This window comes from Streptomyces sp. NPDC053432 (assembly GCF_055585365.1).
Genome location: NZ_JBVJKF010000016.1, coordinates 12,681 through 30,072 on the forward strand (window position 1 = coordinate 12,681; position 17,392 = coordinate 30,072).

Here is a 17,392-nt window from a genome sequence, read left to right on the forward strand (position 1 = left end):
CTCGCCTTCGGGTGTCTCTGCTCGCAACCCGTCTGCGGCCGGTGCTGATTGCCCGGTGCCGGTGCCAGCACCTGTGCCTGTCTGCCGAAGGCGGGGTCAGCTGTAATCGATGCCGCTGACGCCGCGGCTGTTCTCGCCGGAGGCGGTGACCGCGCCGGTGTCCTCGGCTTTCGCCGAACCGCTACCGCGCCGGCCCGGTCGGTGCCTGATGCCCGAGACGGCGCTCGCACCGCCGCTCGCGTCCGCCGTACCGGTCCGGACCGCCGTGTCTTGCGTACGAGGCGTCGGGTTGCGGGGGGAGGAAGGCTGAAGCAGCGCCCAGATCAGGGCGGCGATGCCGACGGCGGCCTGGACGGACGCCCCTGTGAGCTGTCCGGCGTCCGAGCCGTCCAGAACCCAGATCAACGGTGTGGAACCCATTCCCACCAGGGCCACCACGATGGCCGCGGTCTTCCGCGCAAGTGACATGCCTACCCCCTGCCCCGAAATCCCGCCGCTCTGGCCCGATAAGACCGACGGTGTGCCACTCGTATTGTCTCCCCGCGTCTTGCCCCGAAACTCGGGAACGACAAGGGAGCGTCCAACGCGTTGCCCGTGTGGTCCCTGAGCGACGAGGTCCCTTCAAGCGGCGGCCAGGCCGCGTCGATAACAAGATCAGGACCTGTGATCGGCACGGTGTTGAAAACCGGATGATGCGAAAGAAGCAGGGGCGCTAGCGTGCGCGCATGGATCTTGAAACTGGAAAGACCGTGCCCGCCGTTCCCGTTCCTCTCGATGCCGAACTGCAGGTCGCTTACGACGCCTACCTGGCGGAGGAACCGGACTTGGCGCCGATGAGCCCCGAGAGGCTGTCGGTGATCCGCGCGGAGGACGACGCCGCAGTCGCGGCGCTCGAGGACCTCAGTCATGGCGGGCGCTTCACCGTCTTCCAGCCTTCGGTGCCGGGCCTGGACGGCGCCCCCGAGATCCCGCTGCTGGTATGCACACCCTCCGGCGCGCCCGCGTCGCGGCCGGCGCTCTACTTCACACACGGCGGCGGCTTCTACTGTGGCGATCACCGCACCGGGCTCGACCAGATACTCGAGACGGCCGAGCGGCTCGGGGCCACACTGATCTCGGTCGGCTACCGGCTCGCGCCCGAGCACCCCTACCCCGCCCAGATCAACGACGCTTACGCCGGCCTGCTGTGGGTCGCCGACCACGCGGACGAGCTCGGCATCGACCCTGAGCGCATCGTCGTCACGGGCTTCAGCGCCGGCGGCACCCTCAGCGCAGCGCTCGCCCTGACCGTGCGCGACAAGGGCGGTCCCCGCCTGCTCGGCCAGCTGCTGATCGCCCCGCTGCTCGACGACCGCAACGACAGCGCCTCGGCCCTGCAGATGGACGACGTCGAACTCTTCGACCGCGGCCGCAACGGGTTCGCCTGGAGCTCGCTGCTCGGCAACGCCCGGGGCGGAGCTGACGTGCCGCAGTACGCCGCGCCCGCCCGCGCCACCGACCTGGCCGGCCTGCCGCCCACATTCCTCGACGTCGGCTCCGCCGAGTGCCTGCGCGATGAGATCCTCGCCTACGCCGACCGGATCTGGCAGGCCGGCGGCGAAGCCGAGCTGCACGTGTGGCCCGGTGGAATCCACGGTTTCGACCGGAAGGCCCCCGAGGCGCGGATCAGCAAGGCCGCTGTCGCGGCACGCCGCAACTGGCTCGAGCACCTTCTCGCCACCAGCTGACGGTCTCCTCCGGCGGTAGGCGGTAGTCGGTCGCGGGATCGACAACGTGCCGGCCAGGCGTCCCGTGGCAACGAGGTCGAGGAACCCTGCGACGGAACTCAGGCGGACAGCCGCCTGACACGGAGCCCTCCGAAGGTTCTGCACCGACAAGTGTCCGGAATCCCGGCTCCGTTCGGCACCGGCGGGCCGGAGAGCGTCCGCGTGCAGAGCCGACCGTGGGGCGTCGTGCACGCATGGGCAAGGGGCCCGGCACGCTCGGGCAATCCGGCTGACCTGGACGGATCTACGTTCAAGGAGTGCCGGTCACCACGATTCGGTGATCGGCCCCGGAACCGATTCGATCCCTTGACGCCGTTTCCCGAGAGGACGTTCCCATGTTCGACATCGCCCAGGTGCATGCCGCCCCCAGTGCGGACCTGCTCACGCCGGACAACTCCGTCATGCTCTTCGTCGACCACCAGCCCCAGATGTTCTTCGGGACGGGCAGCGGCGACCGCACCGCCATCATCAACAGCACCGTCGGCCTCGCGAAGGCGGCGCGCGCCTTCGACGTACCGGCGGTGCTCACCACGGTCGCCGCGGAGTCCTTCTCCGGCCCGCTCCTGCCCCAGCTCGCCGCCGTGTTCCCCGACCAGAAGCCGGTCGACCGCACCAGCATGAACGCCTGGGAGGACGAGGCCCTGGTCGAGGCGGTCCGCGCCACCGGCCGCAGGAAGATCATCCTGTCCGGGCTGTGGACCGAGGTCTGCCTCGTCCTGCCCGCCCTGTCCGCACTGGAGCAGGGGTACGAGGTCTACGTCGTCACCGACGCCTCCGGCGGCGTCACCCCCGCCGCCCACGAACACGCCCTCCAGCGGATGATCGCCGCCGGCGCGGTCCCCGTGACCTGGGTGCAGGTCCTGCTGGAACTCCAGCGTGACTGGGCGCGCCAGGACACGTACGGCGCCGTCATGGAGATCGTCAAGGAGCACGCCGGTGCCTACGGCCTCGGCGTCGTCTACGCGCAGACGGTCATCGGCGCGCACGCGGCCGGCTGACCTTGGACACCGGCCTGCTGGTCCTGCGGCTGCTGGTGGGTCTGCTCATCACCGGCCACGGAGTCCAGAAGATCAGCACGCACCTCGGCGGCAAGGGCCTCGACGGTGGGGCCCGCGAGTTCCGGTCCGACGGGTTCCGTGGCGGCGCCCTCACCGCCCTCGCAGCCGGCGGCGGCCAGATCGGCTCGGGCCTGCTGCTGTCCGCCGGCCTGCTGACCCCGCTGGCCGCGACCGGGGCCATCGGGGTGATGACCGTAGCCCTCACCGTGAAATGGCCGAACGGCCTCTGGGTGCAGAACGACGGCTACGAGTACCCCCTCGTCCTCATCGGAGCCACCGCCGCCCTGGCGGCCACCGGTCCGGGGGCCTGCTCCCTCGACGCCGCGCTGGGGCTGACGCCGTACCCCCTGTGGTGGACCGCCCTCGTGCTCGCGGCCGGGGTCGGCAGCGGGCTGCTCACCCGGCTCGTCCTGCACCGCCCCCCGGCCGCCTGACCGCGCCGACGGCCGCACCGCGCCGACGGCCTGACCGCGCCGACGGCCTCACCGCGCCAATGCCGACGGCCTGACCGCGCCAACGCCGACGGCCTCACCGCCCGGCCTCGTGACCGGCCCGGCCGCCGCCCGACGCCCCGCTCGAACCGCGGCCGGGCCCCACACCCGAACATTCGCGCACGACCCCAGGAGAAACACTTCCCATGGATCCCTCACACGGCGGCGGCCAGCCGCTGCTGCATCAGAAGGGCCCCGAGACCCAGCGTTTCGGCACGGTCAAGCAGCTGCCGCTCGGCCTGGGCCACGACACCCGCATGTACGCCGCCCAGCGCCTGAACCAGGTGCTCGCGGACACGCAGATCCTGTACTCCCTCTACAAGAAGCACCACTGGCTGGTCCGCGGTGCGACCTTCCACATGCTGCACGAACTGCTGGACCGTCATGCCGATGCCCAGCTCGCCCTCGTGGACGCCCTGGCCGAGCGGATCCAGAGCCTCGGCGGGGTCGCCGTCGGCGATCCTCGCCACGTCGCCGAGCTGACGTCGATTCCCCGCCCGCCCGACGGCGTCGAGCCGGTCCCGGTCATGCTGTCGCGGCTGCTCGACGCCCACGAGCGGGTCCTCGTCGACGCACGTGACGCCGCCGCCCGGCTCTCGGCCGAGGGCGACGAGGGCAGCAATGACCTGCTCGTCTCCGAGGTCGTCCGGACGGGCGAGGCCCAGGTGTGGTTCCTCGCCGAGCACCTCGTCGACACACCCCTGGTACGGGTGTGACACGGCACGGACTCCCGGGGCGCGAGGACACCACTCCCGAAAACGCCCTCCCGCAACCGCCGGGGCGGACGTACGACGTCGTGGTGATCGGAGCGGGACCGGGAGGGGAAGTCCTCGCCGACCGCGTCGCCCGCTCCGGCCTGAGCGTCGCCGTCGTCGAGGACGGGAGCGTCGGCGGAGCCTGCTCCTACACGGCGTGCGTACCCAGCAAAGCCCTCCTGCGGCCCGGCGCGGCCCTCGCGTCGGCCCGCACCGTCGAGGGAGCCCGGCAGTCGGTGACCGGTCCGCCCGACCCGGCGGACGTACTGGCCCGCCGCGACCGCTTCACGGCGCGCGGGGACGACAGCGGTCAGGCCGCCTGGCTCACCACGGCCGGAGCCGCCCTGGTGCGGGGCCGCGGCCGCATCGACGGGGAGCGCCAGGTGCGCGTCACCGCGGCCGACGGCACGGTCCGTACGCTGCACGCCCGGCTGGCCGTCGTACTGGCCACGGGATCCGAGGCCGTACTGCCGGACATCGACGGGTTGGACCGTGCCGGCGTCTGGACCAGCGAGCAGGCCACCACGGCCGACGAGGTGCCCGGCCGGCTCGTCGTCATCGGCGGCGGCGTCGTGGCCTGCGAGATGGCGACGGCGTGGCGCACGCTGGGCGCGGAGGTCACCCTCCTCGTCCGCGGCCGCGCCCTGCTTCCGGACTGGGAGCCCTGCGCGGGCGAGGAGGTGGCCCGAGGGCTGACCGGCCTCGGAGTCGGCGTTCGCTTCGGCGTCACGGCCGTCTCGGTGACCCGCGACGCGCACACGGCCGAGGTGACGGTCGAGACCGACGACGGCGGCACCCTCCTGTGCGACGAGCTGCTCGTGGCGGTGGGCCGCCGTCCGAACACCGCGGACCTCGGCCTGGAGAGCGTCATCCCGGGCCGCGCGGCGTCCGGCACGGCAGGGCTGCCGGTCGACGACACCGGCCGGGTGACCACGGTCGCCGGAGGCTGGCTGTACGCGGTCGGCGACGTCTCCGGCCGCGCACAGGTCACGCACATGGCCAAGTACCAGGCGAGGGCCTGCGCCGCCGCCCTCGTGGAACGCGCCGCCGGACGACCGGCCGACGGCGGGCCATGGCAGCCCTGGACCGCTGGCGCCGATCATCCGGCCGCCGCACAGGCGGTCTTCACCCTGCCCGAGGTGGCGAGCGTCGGACTGACCGAACGCGCGGCACGCGGGGCGGGATTCACCGTCCGGACCGTCGAGTACCGCACCGACGACGTCGCCGGAGCGGCACTGCACGCCGACGGCTACCGCGGCCACGCCAAGCTCGTGGTCGATGCCGACCGGGGCGTGGTCCTCGGCTGCACCCTGACCGGTCCCATGGCGACCGAACTGATCCACACGGCCACCGTGGCCATCGTGGGCGAGATCCCGCTCGACCGCCTGTGGCACGCGGTACCCGCCTTCCCGACGGTCAGCGAGATCTGGCTGCGCCTGCTGGAGGCCTACGGCCTCTGAGGCAAGGCCCCCACCCGGACCACCCACGCCACTCACCACCACCCACCACTCACCTTCAAATCACCTTCAGGCAAGAGGAGTACAGACATGCCGTACATCAAGGTCGCCGATGGCAATTCCGCGCCCGTCGAGCTCTACTACGAGGACCACGGCGCGGGCCGTCCCGTCGTGCTGATCCACGGCTGGCCGCTCAACGGCGCCTCCTGGGAGAAGCAGACCGCCGCGCTGCTCGCCGCGGGGAACCGGGTCATCACCTACGACCGGCGCGGCTTCGGCCGCTCCGACCAGCCCGCCGACGGCTACGACTACGACACCTTCGCCGCCGACCTGAACGAGGTCCTCACCGCCCTCGACCTGCGCGACGCCGTCCTGGTCGGCTTCTCCATGGGCACCGGCGAGGTGACCCGCTACCTCGGCACGTACGGCTCCGAGCGCATCTCCAGGGCCGTCATGATCGGCGTTGTCCCGCCCTTCCTGCTCAAGACCGACGACAACCCGGCCGGCGTCGACGCCGAGGTCTTCAAGGGTATCGAGGACGCCATCCGCGCGGACCGGTTCGCGTTCATGACCGACTTCCTCGCCGACTTCTACAACGTGGACGTCCTCGGCGGCGAGCGGATCAGCGACCAGGCGGTGCAGGCCAGCTGGAACGTCGCGGTCAGCGCGTCCGCCAAGGGCACCCTCGACTGCGTCCAGGCCTGGCTGACCGACTTCCGCGAGGACCTGCCCCGCATCGACGTGCCCACCCTGATCGTCCACGGGGACGCCGACCGCACCCTGCCCATCGACTCCACCGCGATCCCGCTGTCCCGCCTGATCGACGGCGCGGAGCTCAAGGTCGTCCCCGGCGGCCCGCACGGCCTGCTCTGGACGCACGCCGCCGAGGTCAACTCCGCCCTGCTCGCCTTCCTGGGCTGAGTCCGCTCCACCCCGGGTTGCCGGTGGCCGTCTTCCGCGCGGGAGCGGCCACCGGCACCCCTGGCCCCGGCCCGCCCCCGTACCCGCACCCGTACACCCGCACCCACCCACCCCACGACGACTGACGAAGGACTCCCCATGCAGAACCGCCCGGTGCTCGAAGGCGCCGCCCAGGCCTTTGCCGACGCCACCGCCACGCCGCCCTTCCTGTACCAGATCCCCGTTGCCGAGGGCCGCAAGGCCGTCGAGGGCGTACAGAGCGGTGAGGGCGTCGCCCTCCCGCCCGTGGACGAGGAGTGGATCACCGTGCCCGGCGGCCCGACGGGCGAGGTCCGCACCCGGATCGTCCGGCCGCGCGGCGCCACCGGCACGCTGCCCGTCATCCTCTACATCCACGGCGCGGGCTGGGTGTTCGGCGACGCCCGCACCCACGACCGCCTCGTGCGCGAACTCGCCGTCGGCGCGCACGCCGCCGTGGTCTTCCCCGAGTACGACCGCTCGCCCGAGGCCCGCTACCCCGTGGCCATCGAGCAGAACTACGAGGTCGCCCGGTGGATTACCGCACAGGGCGCGGCGAAGGACCTCGACCCCACCCGTATCGCCGTCGCCGGGGATTCCGTGGGCGGCAACATGAGCGCCGCCCTCACCCTGATGGCCAAGGAGCGCGGCGACGTACGCCTCCTCGCGCAGGTGCTGTTCTACCCGGTCACCGATGCCTCCTTCGACACCGGCTCCTACGTGGACTTCGCCGAGGGCTACTTCCTGCGCCGCGACGCCATGCGCTGGTTCTGGGACCAGTACACGACCGACGAGGCCGAGCGCGCGCACCCGACGGCCTCGCCGCTGCGCGCCACCGCCGAACAGCTCACGGGCCTGCCGCCCGCGCTCGTCATCACCGCCGAGGCCGACGTGCTGCGCGACGAGGGCGAAGCGTACGCCGCCCGCCTGCGCGAGGCCGGTGTCCCGGTCACGGCGCTGCGCGCCCTCGGCACCATCCACGACTTCGTGATGCTGGACGCCCTGCGCGACACCCGTGCCGCCCGCACGGCCGTGCGACTGGCCACCGACACCCTGCGGGAGGCCCTGGCATGAGCGCCCCCACCAGCATGCCGGTCGAGGGCATCACCCCCGCCCCGGGCCGGCACTCCGCCCCCGCAGACCTCGTCGTCCGCAACGCCAAGGTGTACACCGGGGACCCCACCCGGTCCACGGCCGGAGCGGTCGCCGTCCGCGCGGGCCGGATCCTGGCCCTGGGCGACGACCACGACCTCGCCGGGCTCATCGGCCCCGACACCCGCGTCGTCGACGCACTCGGCCGCCGGCTCGTCCCCGGACTGAACGACTCGCACCTCCACGTCATCCGCGGCGGCCTGAACTACGTACTGGAACTGCGCTGGGACGGCGTGCGCAGCCTGCGCCGCGCCCTGGCCATGCTGCGCGAGCAGGCCGGCCGCACCCCCAAGGGGCAGTGGATCCGCGTCGTCGGCGGCTGGACCCCCGAGCAGTTCGCCGAACGCCGCATGCCGACGGTCGCCGAACTGAACGCCGCCGCGCCCGACACCCCCGTCTTCGTCCTGCACCTGTACCAGTCGGCGCTCATGAACCGGGCCGCCGTCCGCGCCGCGGGGTTCACGCGCGACACCCCCGACCCGCGCGGCGGCCAGATCGTACGGGGCCGCGACGGAGAGCCCACCGGAGTCCTGCTGGCCGCCCCCGGCGCGCTCGTGCTGTACTCCACGCTCGCGCGGGCCCCGCGGCTGGACGGGGCCGACCGGCGCACCTCGACCGTCCACTTCCTGCGAGAACTCAACCGGTTCGGCCTCACCTCGGCACTGGACGCCGCCGGCGGCTTCCAGAACTTCCCCGACGACTACGCCGCCGTCGTCGACCTGGCCCGCTCGGGCGAACTGTCCCTGCGCATCGCCTACTACCTCTTCCCCCAGACCGCCGGCCAGGAACTCGCCGACCTGCGCCGCTGGACGCAGACGGTCCGGCCCGGCGACGGTGACGAGTGGCTGCGCCTGGCCGGCGCGGGCGAGAACCTCACCTGGGCGGCGGCCGACTTCGAGAACTTCGCCGAACCGCGGCCCGCCCTCGCACCGGACTACGAGGCCGAGTTCGAGCAGGCCGTACGCCTGCTGATGGAGAACGGCTGGGGATTTCGCCTGCACGCCACCTACGACGAGACCATCCGCCGCGACCTGGCCGTGTTCGAGAAGCTCGCCGCGGAAGGCCTCTTCCCCGGCGGGAACCGCTGGCTCTTCGACCACGCCGAAACGGTCAGCGACGGCAGCCTCGACCGGATCGCCGCCCTCGGCGGCTCCCTGTCCGTGCAGAACCGGATGTCCTTCCAGGGCAGCGTCTTCCTCGACCGCTACGGCGCCGAGGCCGCCTCCCGGACACCCCCCGTACGCGCCATGCTCGACCGCGGGCTGACCGTGGCCGCCGGTACGGACGCCACCCGCGTGTCCTCCTACAACCCGTGGGTGGCGCTGCACTGGCTCGTGACCGGCCGCACCGTCGGCGGAACGCCGCTCCACCCGCCCGCGAACCTCCTCGACCGGCAGCAGGCACTCGACCTGTACACCCGCGGAGGGGCCAGGCTGACCGGCGAGGAGGACGTCAAGGGCGTGCTGCGCGAAGGCTGCTACGCAGACCTCGCCGTGCTCTCCCACGACTACTTCACCGTGCCCGAGGAGACCATCCCCGACATCGAGTCGGTGCTCACAGTGGTAGGCGGGCGCATCGTGCACGCCACCGCGGAGTACGCGGGCCTGGAGGAGACGGTGCCTCCGATCTCCCCGGCGTGGAGCCCGGTCGCCCATTTCGGGGGGTACGCGGGGCACGCCCACGGCGACGGCGCCGGGCAGGCCGACACGGTGGCCGAGGCCGCCGCCGAGTCCGCACGGCACCGCGCGTGGCGGACCGCGCGCACCGGCACGGGCCCCCTGCCCGGGCCGGCCCACCCCGTCGACCCGTGCCTGGCGCACTGAACCGGAAGGACCAGCAGATGAGCGGCGACTCCACCGCCGGGCACACCGGCCCCGCCACCGAGGGGCAACCGGCACCCGGCCCCGGGCCAGGGCGCCACTTCGAACCCGACCTGCGGGCGATGACCCGGATCACGCTGCGCCCCATCGCCTCGCCGATGCCCCTGGGCTTCTTCACGGTCGCCATCGCCTCCGTCATGACCGGCTGCCTGCAACTGGGCCTCCTGGGACCGGCGGACCGGCAGGCCGTGGCGCTGTGCGTCCTGCCCGCGTTCGCCCTGCAACTCCTCGTCAGCTACCTGGCCTTCGGAGCCCGCGACGTGATCGCGGCCACCCTGATGGGCACCTTCGCCGGCAGCTGGCTCGCGTACGCCCTCGTCATGGGCGGCGGCGCGCACGGCGGGCCGAAGGTGCTGGGCGTCTTCAACCTGGCGTTCCTGTGCTTCGGAGCGCTCATGGCCGCCGTGACCCGGCCCAAGCGGGCCCTGTGGCTCGTCCTCGTGGCCTCCCTGCCCCGCTGGGCGGCGACCGGCCTCGGCGGGATCACCGGCACCGAATGGCTGACGCAGACGGCGGGAGCGCTGGGAATCCTGGTCGCGCTCGTCGCCACCTACGCGGCGTTCGCCCTGATGCTCGAAGACATGCGCAGCGAGGAAGTCCTGCCCATCGGCCGCAGCGGACCCGCGCACCACGCCATGGAGGGCGACCTCGCCGTGCAACTGCGCAACATCGAACGGCAGGCGGGCGTACGCCGCACCCTGTGAGCCCGCGCCCCACCGCCTCACCCGCCACCCGGCGGACCACACCCGCTGAATCTTCACGGTGGGGGACGTGACCCCCGACCCGACCAGGGGCCGGACCCCCCCGGACACGAACGGATCAGGGCGATGGTGACGATCGCCCTGAAGGCGGAGGAGGTGGGGCTGGACGACGGGGCCGGTCAGGCGGAAGTCCGGCCGGCCCCGCCGCGTCCGGGGCCCCCGGCCGGGTGCAGTCGCGCGGCCGCCTGCCATTCGCGGGGCGTCATGCCGTAGGCGGAACGGAAGGAACGGCTGAAGTGGGAGGGGCTGACGAACCCCCAGCGCTGGGCGACGGCCGCCACGACGGGGGCGGACCGGGCGGGCCGGGCCAGATCCCGGCGGCAGCGCTCCAGCCGTTCGCGCAGGATCCAGCGCCCCACCGTCGTGCCCTCGGCGTGGAACAGCCTGTGCAGATACCGCACCGACACGTGGTGGGCCGCCGCGATCCGCTCCGGGCCCAGGCCGGGATCGCCGAGGTGGAGCAGGACGTACTCCTGTACGCGGGCCAGCATCCCGCCGCCGTGCTCCGGAGCCTGCGGATCGAGCCGACCGCCCCGTTCCCGGATCAGGACGGTCAGCAGGTCGAAGGCGGACAGGGCGAGCTGGTTGCCGGTACGCGGACCGAAGCCGGCCGCCTGCTCGGCGAGCCGCCCCAAGAAGGCCGCGACCAGCCCGGACGTCCCGGACGCACCGTCGAACACGGTGCCGGTGGCTGCCCGCAGATCGGATTCCGAGACACCCAGGCTCGCCTTGGGCACCCGGAAGGCAGTGAAGCGGAAGGCCTCGGGCTGCTCGCGCCTGAAGGGCCTCCCGGCGTCCGAGCAGGTGAAGGAGCCGACCCCGACGAGGGCCTGGCGGTCCCCCTGGGTGAGCCGCGCGCTTCCCCGCTGTTGGAGGGTGACGGTCAGGTATTCCTCGCCGCCCTCGGTGATCCGGCGTGCACTGCGGTCCACCGTCTGGGGCCCGGCCTCGACCTCGGAGATCTGGAGGGGGCCGAGCCACCTGCTGGTGATCGTCCCGGCCGGGGGCACCGGCTCGTGCAGCCGGACATCGAGCGGGACGAAGGTGCCGGACACCAGCTCGTGCCAGTAGTCGGCACGTTCACCGGGCGGCAGCGTGAGAGTGGACATGACGACGGACATGAAGGGCTCCGAGTGCTGTGCGGGTCGTTCCGCTCCCACTCTCGGCTCCCCGACCCCCGTGGCCATCCGTCACATGACGTACGCCGTGGACGCGCGGGCGCCTCAGTCGCCCGGTTCCCGCTCCACCACATCGCGCAACTGGCTGCGCGCGGACACGCCCAGAACGGGGAAGGCCTGGTAGAGGTGGGTGCCGACCGTGCGCGGGGAGAGGAACAGCCGCTCGCCGATCTCCCGGTTGGTCAGCCCCTGGGCCGCGAGGCGGACGATCCGCTGCCGCTGCGGGGTCAGCGAGCGCAGGGCACTGTGCCGGGCCGACTCGACGGCGACGCCCGCCGCGCGCAGTTCGGACTCGGCGCGGGCCGCCCAGGCCTCGCAGCCGAGCCCCTCGAAGACCTCGCGCGCCTTGGTCAGGGCGCCGCGGGCGTCCGCGATCTGCCGCTGCCGGCGCAGCCACTCGCCGTACTCCAGCCACACCTGGCCCCGCTCGAAGGGCCAGCGCTCGCCCGCCCGGTCCTCCAGGGCCTCCCGGAAGTACGGTCCGGAGTCGGCCGGGTCGGCGAGCAAGGCCGTGGCGCGCAGCAGGATCTGGCGCAGCCTGGCCGAGGCACCGTCACCGACCTCGGCGCGGACGTGGGCGAGAACGGTTCGGGCGTCCTCGGCCCGTCCGGTGAGCACGGCCGCGGCCGCGAGGTCGGCGACGCCGTAGCAGGACAGGTGGTAGTGCAGCGACGCCCCCGTCCCGTCGTACAGGGCGCGCAGGTGGCGGTGGGCACTGTTGTGGTCCCCCAGGGCCGTGGCCGCCAGGCCCGCGGCGCGGTGCGCTCGGGCCACGGTGGCCAGCGCACCGGCCGGTTCGGTGACCGCGAGGACGGCCGCCGCGTGGCCCAGGGCGGCCTCCGGCTCACCGGTGAGAGCGCACACCGTGGCCAGGGCGGCCAGCGCACGGGCGGGTCCCAGCGTGTGCCGGCCCGCGAGGAACCGGTCGGCCAACCGCTCGACACCGAGGCGGGCGTCCGCCCAACGGCCGCCGTCGATGTGGGCGAAGGCCAAGTCCGCGGCGGTGGTGCCGGCGTGGAAGTCCGCAGCGCCCTCCCACTGCGGGTTGACCAGTTCGCCCAGGAGACTGATGGACGTCTCGGTCTCGTCGAGAAGCATGCACAGGACGCCCAGCGTGTGGCTCTCGGTGGGCATCAGGCCCGGGGAAGCCGTCACGGCGGGCAGCACGGCGCGGATCGCGGGCCCGTGGACGAAGGGGTCCGTGGATCCGGTGTCCCACAGGTGGAACGGATGGGCTGCCATGCCGTCGTCATCGGCGCGCTCCGTGAGCATGGGGCGGATCCGCTCCCGCTGCGCGGGCAGGCCCGAGTGGTACGCGATGCCGGTGGCGATGGTGGAGACGCCCGCGTCGATCTGAGCCGAGCCGGGCAGTTCGTCCGGCACCACCAGGGCGAAGGCGCGTTCCATGCGCAGGGTCAGCATGGCGACGAGGCCTCTGAGCGCCGATATCCAGCGCAGGGCCTCCGGGCCGACCTCCAGGCGGGAGGCATCTGCGGCGAGGGTTTCGGCCCGGTCGGTGTCTCCGGCGACGACGGCCGCGTAGGCCGCGGTCGACAGCAGCCGTGTCCGTTCGGTCGCCACGGGGTGGAGCTGGGCCGCGCGTTCGAGCCCGGCGACGGTCTCGGCGATGGCGCCGCGGGCGAGCGCCCGCATGGCGGTGCTCTCCAGCTCGCCCGAGACTGCCGGGTCGGGGGCGACCGCGGCGGCGGACAGCTGCCAGGCCCGCCGGTCGGGGTCTGCGCCGAGGACGGCCGCGAGTGCCAGGTGGGCGCGGTGCCGCTCGGCGAACGGTGCGGCTCCGTAGACGGCGGAACGGATCAGTGGGTGGCGGAAGCTGATGCGGTCCGCCTCCAGGCGCACCAGTCCGGCGCGCTCGGCGGGCAGCCACACGCCCATGTCGGGGCCGGACGGCAGGGCGGCGAGGACGTCGGCGAGGACGGCGCCTTCGGCGGCGGCGGCCACCAGCAGCGCGGCCCGCGTGGCGGCGGGCAGTTCACGGAGCTGTGCGGCGAAGGTGCGCTCCAGCAGTTCGGGGACGGGCAGGGGGCCGTTGGCGGGGAGCCGGCCGTCGCGGGCGCGGGAACGCGCCAGCTCGACCAGGGCCAGCGGGTTGCCGGCGGCGGTGTCGAGGAGGTGGCGGCGGGCCGGGCCGACGGGGGCGTTCGGCTGCGCGGCGAGGAGTTCCTCCGCCTCGGCGGGCGGGAGCGGGGGCACGACGAGCTCGGAGACGGCCGGGTCGAGCCAGTCCGGGCGGCAGCCGCGCGCGGCGACGACCAGGCCGATGGATTCGCCGTCCAGGCGGCGGGCGAGGAAGCCGAGCACCTGGCAGCTGCCGCGGTCGAGCCACTGGGCGTCATCGACGGCCAGCAGCAGCCGGGCGGTGGAGGCGACCTGGGACGTCAGGGTGAGCACGGCCAGACTCATCATCATCAGGTCGGGCGGGGTCGGATCGTCCCCGAGGCCGAACGCCGCCAGCAGCGCCGCCCGCTGACGGGGCGGCAGGCCCCCGACACCGTCCAGCACCGGCAGCAGCAGCTGGTGCAGGCCGGCGAAGGCGAGTTCGGACTCGGCGGCGTTGCCCCGCACCCGCAATACCTGGGCGCCGGCGCGCACGGCCTCCTCGACGCAGGTGTCCAGGAGCAGGGTCTTGCCCACTCCGGCCTCCCCGAGGAGCAGCACTGATGACGACCCGCGGGGGGAGAGTGCCTCGGCGATGAACGCCCGTTCTTCCTGACGTCCGATCACTGCGGGACTCCTGAAACCAGTTCGTGCGGAAACGCGGCCCCCGCTCGAACGGGCCGGAAGACCGGCGGAGGGCACTGGCCGGAGCATAGTCGCCGCCGCACCGCCGGCGAATTCGAGAACTGACACCCTCCCGCGTCCGCAGGCGGGGCGGCGCCGCGGAGGTTCGGGAACCTGCCCGCGAGGACGGGCTCTCCGGCCGCTGCACCGACCCCACCCGGCCCGAGCCGCGTCAGGGCGCCACCGCGCCCGCAGGAGTCTCTTGAGCCGCACTTCGGTCGGCGACCGGCGCAATCCGCTGTCCCCTTGGCGCAGGACGGGCAAACGGAGACGGCTCGGGGAAGACCGCTGGCCTCGTCCGCAGCCGTTCCGGTCCGGCTCCCGGACTGCTGCTCGTTTGGCCCGGGTGGAGGTGCGGGGAGTGGTGGCGGCCCTCAGCATGGCCGTGACCCGACAATGTCGAGACAGGGATGTGTCATGCCCAGAGGTTCCAGCGCGAAGCGTGAGCGCCAGTACGAGCACATCAAGGAGTCCGGTGAGGAGCGCGGCATGTCCGAGGGCCGCGCGAAGGAGATGGCCTCCCGGACGGTGAACAAGGAACGCGCGCGGGCGGGGGAGAGCAAGACCGCCGCCCGCAGTTCCACGCAGGGCAAGTCCGCTTCGCAGCGGGGCGGCGAGAAGTCGGGTGGTGGCGGTTCGTCGGAGCGGACCAAGGACGAGCTGTACGAGGAGGCGAAGAAGCGCAACATCGAGGGCCGCTCGACGATGACGAAGCAGCAGCTCAAGAACGCCCTCGGCCGCTGACTGCCCCTTACGGGGCATGCCCGCCCGCCGCGTGCCCGCCCGCCGCGTGCCCGCCCGACGCGTGCCCGCCCGCCGCGTGCCCGCCCGCCGCGTGCCCGCCGTATCGGGCAAGGGCGGCCAGGTGCCTCACTGAGGGGAGCGGCGTCAGACGCGGGCCAGCCAGCCGTTGGTGAAGTCGGCTTGGTCACGGGCACGCTGAGCCTTCTCCTCGAGGAGCCGACGGAAACCGGCGACCGCGTAGCGCTCGCCGGTGGCCGTTCGGCGGCCGGGGATGCCCGCCACGGTGGCCATGCACTGCTGGGGCTGGGTCTGCCAGCCGGTGACCAGAACCCGTAGGCGCATCCCCTCCGCACGTTGGTGCAGGTGCAGGAGGTGCAGGAGGCCGTCGACATCCATGGCCGTCACGGCGTGCAGGTCCACCAGGAGATCCCGGCCGTCCGTGGTCAGGTGGTCCAGCGCCCGCTGGAGCGGTTCTCCCGCACCGTCGTCGAGCTGTCCTGTGGCGCTGATCAGAATCTGGCTTCCGCGGTGCTGGACGTCCACGTCGATCAATGTTCCGCTCCCGTCACCCGCAGGCTCCGGACCCACGGGCTCTCATCCTGGCGCGGCACGGGGCCGCGCCGGTGCGCGGCGCGCTGAGGCGCTGGTCGCCGGAACGGGGCGGGGCGCTGACGGGGGCTGAGGATGTGGATGCCGATGTGGACGCCGACCATGCGCGAGCCGGGACTTCTGGTGTGCTCCAGGACCGCGGACAGGATGCCGGCGGCCCCCGCTGTTGCGGCGCGCGCAGAGCCGCGTGGTGAGCCGGCCGGTGGTGAAAGTCAGCTCGTTCGGGGAGTGCGTCGCCGGATCCCGGGGCAGCCGCGTCGGGGGAGGGCACCCATGGAGGGTCCCCGGGCCGGGGCTGGTCACCTGAGAGGCCGGCGTTCGGCCCCCGATGTATCCGACACCAGGAGGAAGAGGCATGTCGCAGGTCAAGGAGTCCATCGAGGTCGACGTCCCGGTCCGTGCCGCCTACGACCAGTGGACGCAGTTCGAGTCGTTCCCGCAGTTCATGGAGGGTGTCGAGCGCATCGAACAGCGGACCGACACCCTCACCCACTGGGTGACGAAGATCGCCGGTGTCCAGCGGGAGTTCGACGCGGAGATCACGGAGCAGGTCCCGGACACGAAGATCGCCTGGGTGACGGTCGGGGGAGAGGCGGAGCAGTCCGGGCTGGTGACGTTCCGGCCCATCGACCCCGCCCATACCGAGGTGACCTTCATGATGGACTTCGATCCCGAAGGGATGGCTGAGAACATCGCGGACAAGTTCGGGTTCGTCGACCGGCAGGTCAAGGGAGACCTGAGGCGGTTCAAGCACTTCATCGAGGACCGCGGCGCCCCGACCGGCCAGTGGCGCGGCCAGGTCTGACCCCACACCAGAACCGCATGACGGGCCGGGGCCGCGCCGAGCGCGCAGCCCCGGCCCGCGACGGCCCACGCCGCAAACCGCTGCCTGACCGGGCTTCCTCAGGCGCGGCGACACACCGCCGCGGCGTGTACCGGCAGCGCATCGCTCCGCTCACCGGCGGGCGGGCCGTAAGGTCGGCCACGACGAGCTGAGACCTCATGAAGGAGGAAGGCGATCGTGAGTCGGATCCTGGTGACGGGCTCTTCGGACGGTCTGGGACGAGCTGCGGCGGACGCACTGCTGTCCGCCGGCCACGAGGTCGTGGTGCACGCCCGCAATCACGGGCGCGCGGTTGCCATCCAGGACCTGGCCGACCGAGGGGCGAGCATCGTCCTGGGCGACTTCGGGGACCGCGGGGCGGTACGGCGCATCGCTGCCGAGCTGCAGGACGCGGCACCGCTCGACGCAGTGATCCACAACGCCGGCGTGTGGCAGGGGCCTGCCGTCATGCCGGTCAACGTCATCGCCCCGTACCTGCTCACGGCCCTGCTGGACGGGCCGCGCCGACTGGTCTACTTGAGCAGCGGCTCGCACTACCAGGGGCGAGCCGTCCTGGAAGGCACGGATTGGCAGGGCGACGTGCCGGGCTCGTACGCCGACAGCAAGCTGTTCGTCACCACGCTCGCGGCCGCGGTGGCCCGCTTGCGGCCCGGAGTACTGAGCAACGCCGTGGACCCGGGCTGGGTGCCCACGAAGATGGGCGGACCCGGCGCGCCGGACGACCTCGAGCTCGGTCATCGCACGCAGGCGTGGCTTGCCTCCAGCGATGACCCACAGGCACTGACCAGCGGTGGCTACTGGTACCACCAGCAGCGGCAACAGCCGCACGCCTCGGTGCACGACGTGGACTTCCAGAACCGCCTCCTGCACATGCTGCGCGAAGAAACGGGCACCGCCCTGTCCTGACCGGCGCCGGACCTGCAGGCCGAGCACATCAGGGGGGCCGGGCAGCACGC

General features: G+C 72.9%; 16 protein-coding genes and 1 pseudogene. 13 read left to right on the forward strand and 4 right to left on the reverse strand.

All coding sequences use genetic code 11. The features are described from left to right. Positions 1–96: 96 nt before the first annotated feature. Positions 97–468 carry a hypothetical protein gene (locus tag ACZ6Y1_RS24580; RefSeq protein ID WP_469633633.1) on the reverse strand — a complete coding sequence of 124 codons (372 nt, stop codon included), beginning with the start codon at positions 466–468 and terminating at the stop codon, positions 97–99. Between the two features lie 257 nt (positions 469–725). Here ACZ6Y1_RS24580 and ACZ6Y1_RS24585 point away from each other — a divergent pair, with 257 nt between their 5' ends. The 10 genes and pseudogenes from ACZ6Y1_RS24585 to ACZ6Y1_RS24630 all read left to right on the forward strand — a co-directional run. Continuing rightward, positions 726–1,727 (forward strand): alpha/beta hydrolase, encoded by a 1,002-nt coding sequence (locus ACZ6Y1_RS24585; protein ID WP_469633635.1) that lies wholly within the window; start codon positions 726–728, stop codon positions 1,725–1,727. 374 nt (positions 1,728–2,101) lie between these two features. Beyond that, a complete protein-coding gene (locus tag ACZ6Y1_RS24590; RefSeq protein WP_469633638.1) occupies positions 2,102–2,764 on the forward strand; it encodes a hydrolase in 663 nt (220 codons plus the stop codon). A 2-nt stretch (positions 2,765–2,766) separates the two neighbouring features. Further along, positions 2,767–3,258 (forward strand): DoxX family protein, encoded by a 492-nt coding sequence (locus ACZ6Y1_RS24595; protein ID WP_469633640.1) that lies wholly within the window; start codon positions 2,767–2,769, stop codon positions 3,256–3,258. A gap of 203 nt (positions 3,259–3,461) precedes the next feature. Continuing rightward, positions 3,462–4,031 (forward strand): Dps family protein, encoded by a 570-nt coding sequence (locus ACZ6Y1_RS24600; protein WP_469633644.1) that lies wholly within the window; start codon positions 3,462–3,464, stop codon positions 4,029–4,031. Positions 4,032–4,111: 80 nt separating this feature from the next. Continuing rightward, complete coding sequence (locus ACZ6Y1_RS24605) at positions 4,112–5,530, forward strand: dihydrolipoyl dehydrogenase family protein (protein ID WP_469634052.1); 1,419 nt, start codon at positions 4,112–4,114, stop codon at positions 5,528–5,530. Positions 5,531–5,617: 87 nt separating this feature from the next. Further along, a complete protein-coding gene (locus ACZ6Y1_RS24610; protein WP_469633647.1) occupies positions 5,618–6,448 on the forward strand; it encodes an alpha/beta fold hydrolase in 831 nt (276 codons plus the stop codon). Positions 6,449–6,586: 138 nt separating this feature from the next. Next, positions 6,587–7,540 (forward strand): alpha/beta hydrolase, encoded by a 954-nt coding sequence (locus ACZ6Y1_RS24615; RefSeq protein WP_469633650.1) that lies wholly within the window; start codon positions 6,587–6,589, stop codon positions 7,538–7,540. Beyond that, a complete protein-coding gene (locus ACZ6Y1_RS24620; RefSeq protein WP_469633653.1) occupies positions 7,537–9,441 on the forward strand; it encodes an amidohydrolase in 1,905 nt (634 codons plus the stop codon). The genes ACZ6Y1_RS24615 and ACZ6Y1_RS24620 overlap by 4 nt, the downstream gene beginning before the upstream one ends. Positions 9,442–9,458: 17 nt before the next feature. Continuing rightward, positions 9,459–10,202, forward strand: coding sequence for a GPR1/FUN34/YaaH family transporter (locus ACZ6Y1_RS24625; protein ID WP_469633656.1), 744 nt, complete (start codon positions 9,459–9,461; stop codon positions 10,200–10,202). 49 nt (positions 10,203–10,251) lie between these two features. Further along, positions 10,252–10,367 (forward strand): annotated as a pseudogene (locus tag ACZ6Y1_RS24630) (5,10-methylene tetrahydromethanopterin reductase); the annotation flags it as partial. Between the two features lie 11 nt (positions 10,368–10,378). On the opposite strand, the gene ACZ6Y1_RS24635 reads toward ACZ6Y1_RS24630, so the two are convergent. Beyond that, entirely contained in the window at positions 10,379–11,380 is a 1,002-nt protein-coding gene (locus ACZ6Y1_RS24635) for an AraC-like ligand-binding domain-containing protein (RefSeq protein WP_469633659.1), read from the reverse strand. 102 nt (positions 11,381–11,482) lie between these two features. Next, a complete protein-coding gene (locus tag ACZ6Y1_RS24640; protein WP_469633661.1) occupies positions 11,483–14,182 on the reverse strand; it encodes a helix-turn-helix transcriptional regulator in 2,700 nt (899 codons plus the stop codon). Between the two features lie 474 nt (positions 14,183–14,656). Here ACZ6Y1_RS24640 and ACZ6Y1_RS24645 point away from each other — a divergent pair, with 474 nt between their 5' ends. Further along, positions 14,657–14,983 carry a plasmid stabilization protein gene (locus ACZ6Y1_RS24645; protein ID WP_469633663.1) on the forward strand — a complete coding sequence of 109 codons (327 nt, stop codon included), beginning with the start codon at positions 14,657–14,659 and terminating at the stop codon, positions 14,981–14,983. A 144-nt stretch (positions 14,984–15,127) separates the two neighbouring features. Here the strand turns inward: ACZ6Y1_RS24645 and ACZ6Y1_RS24650 are convergent, their stop codons facing one another. Further along, complete coding sequence (locus ACZ6Y1_RS24650; RefSeq protein ID WP_469633665.1) at positions 15,128–15,526, reverse strand: STAS domain-containing protein; 399 nt, start codon at positions 15,524–15,526, stop codon at positions 15,128–15,130. A 421-nt stretch (positions 15,527–15,947) separates the two neighbouring features. On the opposite strand from ACZ6Y1_RS24650, the gene ACZ6Y1_RS24655 reads away from it, so the two are divergent. Continuing rightward, on the forward strand, positions 15,948–16,397 hold the full coding sequence (locus tag ACZ6Y1_RS24655) for an SRPBCC family protein (protein ID WP_469633667.1): 450 nt from the start codon (positions 15,948–15,950) through the stop codon (positions 16,395–16,397). 216 nt (positions 16,398–16,613) lie between these two features. Next, positions 16,614–17,342 (forward strand): SDR family NAD(P)-dependent oxidoreductase, encoded by a 729-nt coding sequence (locus ACZ6Y1_RS24660; protein WP_469633670.1) that lies wholly within the window; start codon positions 16,614–16,616, stop codon positions 17,340–17,342. The last annotated feature ends 50 nt before the right edge of the window (positions 17,343–17,392 follow it).